Below are 1,215 nucleotides of genomic sequence, written 5' to 3' on the forward strand. Positions count from 1 at the left end.
GCCACGGACCTGCCCACGCGCCGCGAGCGCCGCAGCTCCGGCCGCTTCGCCACCGTGCTGGCCGCCACCGTCGCCGGGGCGCAGCGCCCCTCGGAGCCGCAGGACCACACGCGCGCGGACGCGAAGGCGCCGCGCATCCTGGTGGTGGAGGACGACGCGGAGATCCGCGCCTTCATCGCGGACATCCTCGCGCCGGGCTACCGGGTGCTGGAGGCCACCAACGGCGAGGAGGGCGTGCGCCGCGCCCTGGAGGAGCGGCCGGACCTGGTGGTGTCCGACGTGATGATGCCGGTGCTGTCCGGCCTGAACCTCCTGGTGCAGCTGCGCTCCCACGCGCAGACGGTGGACCTGCCCGTCATCCTGCTCACCGCGCGCCAGGAGGTGTCCGCCAAGGTGGAGGCCCTGGGCGCGGGCGCCAATGACTACCTGGGCAAGCCCTTCAGCCCGCGCGAGCTCTTGGCGCGCGTGGAGACGCAGCTGCGCCTGCGCGAGGCGGCCGTGCGCGCGGCGGAGAACGAGCGGCTGGCGGCCATCGGCCTGCTCACCTCCGGCTTCGCGCACGAGGTGCGCAACCCCCTCAACGGGCTGATGAACGCGCTCATCCCGCTCAAGGAGGTCGTCCAGGGGAAGCAGACCGGCGGCGACCCCAACCTGGGCCCCGCCATGCTGGAGGTGATGGAGGAGTGCGGCCAGCGCATCCGCCACCTGGCGGAGTCGCTCCTGTCCTTCGTGCGCACGGCGGAGAAGCCCGTGGCGGTGCGGTTGGATGCCGCGCTCGACTCCACGCTCAGCGTGCTGGGCTGGCGCATCCCGCCGGGCGTCGTGGTGGAGCGCTCGTACCAGTGCGCGGAGCCCATCTGGGGCGACCCGGGCACCCTCAACCAGGTGTGGCTCAACCTCCTGGACAACGCCGTGCGCGCGGTGGGCGACACCGGCCGCGTGCAGGTGGAGACGGCGCAGCAGGGCGACGAAGCGCTCGTCACCATCGTGGACACCGGCGTGGGCATCCGCCCGGAGGACCTGGAGCGGCTCTTCCAGCCCTTCTTCTCCACGCGCGCGGCCGGGGAGGGCACCGGCCTGGGCCTAGCGCTCAGCCGCCGCATCGTCCTGCAGCACGGCGGGCGCATCCTCATCACCAGCCAGATGGGCAAGGGCACGCGGGTGGAGGTCCGGCGTGCCCCTGCTCCGGCGCGACGCGGAGCCCCCTGGCCTCCA

The 1,215-nt window shown here is 73.8% G+C and carries 1 protein-coding gene; it reads left to right on the forward strand.

What is annotated here, in order from left to right; all coding sequences use genetic code 11:
* A partial coding sequence (locus ACLEQD_RS43780; protein WP_410391849.1) for a sensor histidine kinase occupies window positions 1-1,215 on the forward strand: 1,215 nt, incomplete at both ends.

Origin of the sequence: Corallococcus sp. 4LFB, assembly GCF_046520365.1 — a bacterium.
GTDB lineage: Bacteria > Myxococcota > Myxococcia > Myxococcales > Myxococcaceae > Corallococcus > Corallococcus caeni.